The organism is Paenibacillus algorifonticola (assembly GCF_050481745.1).
Lineage (GTDB): Bacteria > Bacillota > Bacilli > Paenibacillales > Paenibacillaceae > Pristimantibacillus > Pristimantibacillus algorifonticola_A.
In genome coordinates this window covers 1-4,412 of record NZ_JBCNGR010000089.1, presented here as the reverse complement: position 1 = coordinate 4,412, position 4,412 = coordinate 1, and the positions used below count along the sequence as shown (strand labels likewise).

General features: G+C 43.8%; 5 protein-coding genes. 4 read left to right on the top strand and 1 reads right to left on the bottom strand.

The window, feature by feature from the left end:
• Nucleotides 1–87 precede the first annotated feature (87 nt).
• Together ABEW34_RS31700 and ABEW34_RS31695 are read left to right on the top strand one after the other, a co-directional pair.
• A complete protein-coding gene (locus tag ABEW34_RS31700) occupies nt 88–390 on the top strand; it encodes a M23 family metallopeptidase (RefSeq protein WP_430165802.1) in 303 nt (100 codons plus the stop codon).
• On the top strand, nt 387–524 hold the full coding sequence (locus tag ABEW34_RS31695; RefSeq protein WP_430165798.1) for a M23 family metallopeptidase: 138 nt from the start codon (nt 387–389) through the stop codon (nt 522–524). The genes ABEW34_RS31700 and ABEW34_RS31695 overlap by 4 nt, the downstream gene beginning before the upstream one ends.
• 375 nt (nt 525–899) lie before the next feature.
• On the opposite strand, the gene ABEW34_RS31690 is transcribed toward ABEW34_RS31695, so the two are convergent.
• Complete coding sequence (locus tag ABEW34_RS31690) at nt 900–1,922, bottom strand: MBL fold metallo-hydrolase (protein WP_430165795.1); 1,023 nt, start codon at nt 1,920–1,922, stop codon at nt 900–902.
• Between the two features lie 164 nt (nt 1,923–2,086).
• Between ABEW34_RS31690 and ABEW34_RS31685 the strand changes: the two genes are divergently transcribed.
• The gene (locus tag ABEW34_RS31685) at nt 2,087–3,097 is read left to right on the top strand and encodes a fumarylacetoacetate hydrolase family protein (protein ID WP_430165792.1); all 1,011 of its coding nucleotides are present in this window, start codon (nt 2,087–2,089) and stop codon (nt 3,095–3,097) included.
• A gap of 94 nt (nt 3,098–3,191) precedes the next feature.
• A complete protein-coding gene (locus ABEW34_RS31680) occupies nt 3,192–3,773 on the top strand; it encodes a TetR/AcrR family transcriptional regulator (protein ID WP_430165789.1) in 582 nt (193 codons plus the stop codon).
• The last annotated feature ends 639 nt before the right edge of the window (nt 3,774–4,412 follow it).

Here is a 4,412-nt window from a genome sequence, read left to right as displayed (position 1 = left end):
TGACCTCATAATACGACGGGAAGTTTAGCGCAACGTACATGTAGTATCATGTAAACAAGCAACCTTACCAAAAGTGGAGGTGAGGGCATGTTACCAGCTCTATTAGAAAAAGAGATTTCCTTTGAGAATGAGAAATGCCGTTTAAGAATTACATGTACTTATGGATATACCCGTTATGTGAACGGGAAGTACGACAGAGCCCATATGGCTATTGATCTGGCTGCGAAGGAAGGCACCCCGATCAAAGCGACCAACGACGGTATAGTCGTACTGGCCGAAAGCATGTATCTAACCGGAAATTCTGTTTACATCCACCATGGAATGGGGCTTTTCTCGCAGTATGCCCATCTCTCCGAGCTGCGCGTAAAAGCGGGTGATCTGATCGGGTGAAGCAGGGTGATATCATCGGCCTCGTAGGCACCACAGGCTTCTCGACAGGGCCGCATCTGCACTTCACCTTTTGGGCGCATAATGTGCAGGTCAATCCGAACCTTTTTTCAATACGACACCGTTTCAGTGGTTGAAGGGCAAGTGAGGAAAGGAACACCCACTCTATTGTAGTCGTGTGTTTCATTCATAACTTCGGCCAAACTACAATAAAGAACAAGTTCTATACTGCAACGTTTGGCAGCCTCGCTACGCTAAAGGGCAGGTTAGTGATGGTGGCTCCGCCAAAAGTCTTGGAATCCCTTTAAAGAAGAGAAATACACTTAACATCAAATTTTGGTTATATCGTTATAGAAAAGTTCTCCTAGTAAGTCATAAGTCCATCTCCATTTTTTTTATAATCGGTTCTAAGCGCCGATTTTATTTCCGTGGAACAATTCAAAAGAACGGCCGCTGTTCGAATCGTTTGCGACAGGGCCGTTTTTTGTTTTTTGTAGGCTAGCCTCAAATTGCTATTCTTTCCAAACACTCATAGGGTCCCATGGCTTGACCTTATTGCCATATTTTCCGGCCAAAAAAGCTTTCATATCTTCCAGCTTAGCAGGCACCTCGTTCCAAATTGGAAGGGGTGGTAACCCTCGTTTGCTTTTCAATAGGATATCCACTGTAACATACAATCGTTCTGGCTGAATCCAATGAAGGAAGCGGGAAATATCAATTTGCTTGGTCAGGGACAAGGAATCAATTTCGTCATTATAATGCTTGTTGAACTCGCTGATCAGGTTCAGAAGGTAGTCTCTCTGCTCCTTCACGAAGTCCAGGCCACAGATGGCGCCATGTCCCGGAACAACGATTTCGGGTTTAATTTCATCAATAATGCGATCAAGCACTTTAACCCAATTGAGGGTTCCCTCTTCGCTGTATGCCGTACAGCCGTTAAACACGACATCGCCAGCAAACAGCACTTTTTCTTTTGGCATCCACAGCAGCAAGTCACTGTCAGAGTGGGCCGGAGCTACGTTGTAAATCATAACTTCCGTATCGCCAAGCCGGATGTTGATATCGTCCTTTATCTCAATATTCGGGAGCACCCATTCTACGCCTTCCAGGTCGAATCCTTCAAATTCCGCTGCAAAAAACCTCTCGCCCGAAGTCGATTCCGGAGAATCCTTTCCTCTTCTGATGACGTTGTCCATCCAGGCGATATTTTCGGTAAGACGCTCTCTGGACGCTTCCTTGTGCATAATAATGCAAGCATCTTCAAACACTTTGTTGCCCCAGGCATGGTCGCTGTTATAGTGCGAGTTCACCACATATGCGGGAGAGCCGCCGTTGCTTACTTCCATAAAAGCCTCCCGCATTTCCCGCGCATGGAACAAATCGAAGAACGTGTCATACACCAGCCCTTCACCCTTGTTGATGAACCCAACATTGGCCCAACTGATGCCGCGATACGGCGAAATACCGGCAAAGACGCCATTAGCGACTTCAAAAAATTTAACGCGAGGTTTTTGGATAATACGTCCATACTTCATAAAAATTCTCCTTTGAGTATATGTTTTGGAGATAAGGCCTACTGACTATGACTTATTATAGAGAATGGAAATTCATAATGCAAGCAAGTACTTGCATGCATTTTTTCTGTGCTATATGATAGTAACAGAACAACATCACACTAAATGGATCGAGGGTCTTAATCATGAAACTAGTAACCTTTCAAACCAATACATCCCAGGAGCCTTTGTTTGGGCTTGTAATTAACGAGAAATTTGTCGTGTCTTTTGCCGCAATCATGAAAAAGCAGGGAACATTCTGTGACAGTCTTGAAAGTATGGACAGCTATCTTCATGATTTGCCGGCAAGTTATGATGCCGCTAAGGAAATGATGCAATATGCTGTCCAACAGTTGCATCATTTCAATGAAAATGAAATCAGCCCGATTGCAGCGGTAAACCTGATGCCGCCGGTTCCGAATCCGGCTGCGCTTATAGATTTCGGGCTGACTCTAAGACATCTGAGAAATGCTGGCGTAAATCTGCTGCAAAGAGAATATACAGGGCCGGAAAGAGAAGAGCTTATACGTAAAATTGCTGAAAAATTCCAGCAAGATCCGAATAAAGTAACTTTTAGTTATTATAAGTGTAACCATAATGCTTTAATTGGCGATGGGGATACGATTCATTGGCCTTCGTACTCTTCCTATCTGGACATCGAGCCGGAGCTGGCCTTTGTTACAGGGAAGGGGAACTGCATTGCAGGCTATGTTATTTTTAACGACAGTACTGTCCGTGATGTGCAGTGGCCGGATTTCCAGGCGATGACCGGACCGACGCGCTGCAAAGATTTTGATCGTAGCAAAGGAATAGGACCATATCTGGTTACGCCGGATGAAATCGACAACCCACTGGCATTGGATGTGGATGTACGCATCGGGGAGAGACTGCATTGGAAGGGAAGCACATCCGAGTATTCTGCACACCCTGCAAAAGTGATGGAGGAAGTTCTCAAAGTTTTCACGCCGCTCCCAGGCACGATTATAGGAATGGGCACGATACCGGATTGCTGCGCAATCGAGACCGAACAATGGCTATTGCCCTCTGACCGAATCCAGATTACATTTGATAAATTAGGCACGCTCACGCAAGTGGTGCCTGATCATGTCAAGATTACGGAACCAAGCCGCTGGGAACAAAGAAGCGATTTGCTTTAAATAAACGTTTATGAAAATGATGAACCCCGGTCCTGCTGTGTATATGCAAAACTTGTAGTAGAATAGGTTTAACATATGCAAAAGGAGAAATACAATGCAAACTTCAGACAGAATCATTGAAGCCGCGACACGACTCATCAAAAAGAAGGGCTATCGGGGGGTAAGCACCAAAGCCATTGCAACGGAAGCTAAAGTCAATGAATCTACGATTTTCCGTCACTTTGGAAGCAAGCAAGGCATATTGGAAGCCATCATTGAAAGACATTCGGATATCCCGCAATTTGAGAAGCTGTTAAAAGAGGACGCGACCGATAATCCGGAAGTCGATCTGCTGAATGTAAGCCAGCAGTACCGTTTGTTTTTCCATAAAAATGCGGACATCATTTTGATTGGCATCCGCGACAAAGGAATGCTTCCCGAATTGGACAGAGTGCTGGCCGATCCGCCCGTGAAGCTGCACTCCTTGCTGGTTGAATATTTTGAACGCTTGCAGAAAAAAAAAGTTATAGCCAGACAGGATGAGCGTCTTGCCGCCATGTCTTTTCTCTCGATGTGTTACGGATTTCAGATGAGCGAGCTGATTCACCGGCAATATCAGTCCCAACTCGTCACCGAGGAAGAGTTCTACAAGCACAGTGTCTCATTGTTTGTAAAAGGAATCTTGTCTCAGTCATAAGCTTTGTTGATTTCTTTAAGAAGGCAGCCGATTATCGATCGGTTGCTTTTTCATTATACTAACGGGCAGTAGTGCGTGGTATTATCCAGATAGTAACTTCGATTAAAATCAAAAAAATGACGCCACCAGCAGAACTTGATGGGGCAAGAGTTATAGCTTATACATCTAATAACGAATCCCAATAATTTGAGCTTTGTTCGTTATGAAGAAACAGATGGGGCTTCTTTCGACGTTATAGTAACTGGTATGGCAATTGCCAAGTATGATGAAGGCAATAGATTTTATTTATTTTCATGCGATGTTAAATGGAACGTTATCGGGGATACTTTTCATGATTCTTTAAACGAAGCGATTGGATATATCCTATGAGCGAAAAGCAATAGGAATTATGTTTGCATTATTATAAAAGGGGAAATAAGCCACTCCATTAGCAGGAGTGGCATTGTTTTTATATATTGATGTATATTTTGTGGTCAAACCGTACTTTGTGCTTAGATACTTTACGGTGAACCGTATCATAGGTAGAAGTACACGGATCATTAAGCTATCGGCATGTTAACGTGTAGATTTCCAGTTATATTAGTTGTTATTGAGAGTCTAATTATGGGAGGTAATATGATGTACCTCTGTCAATAGAGT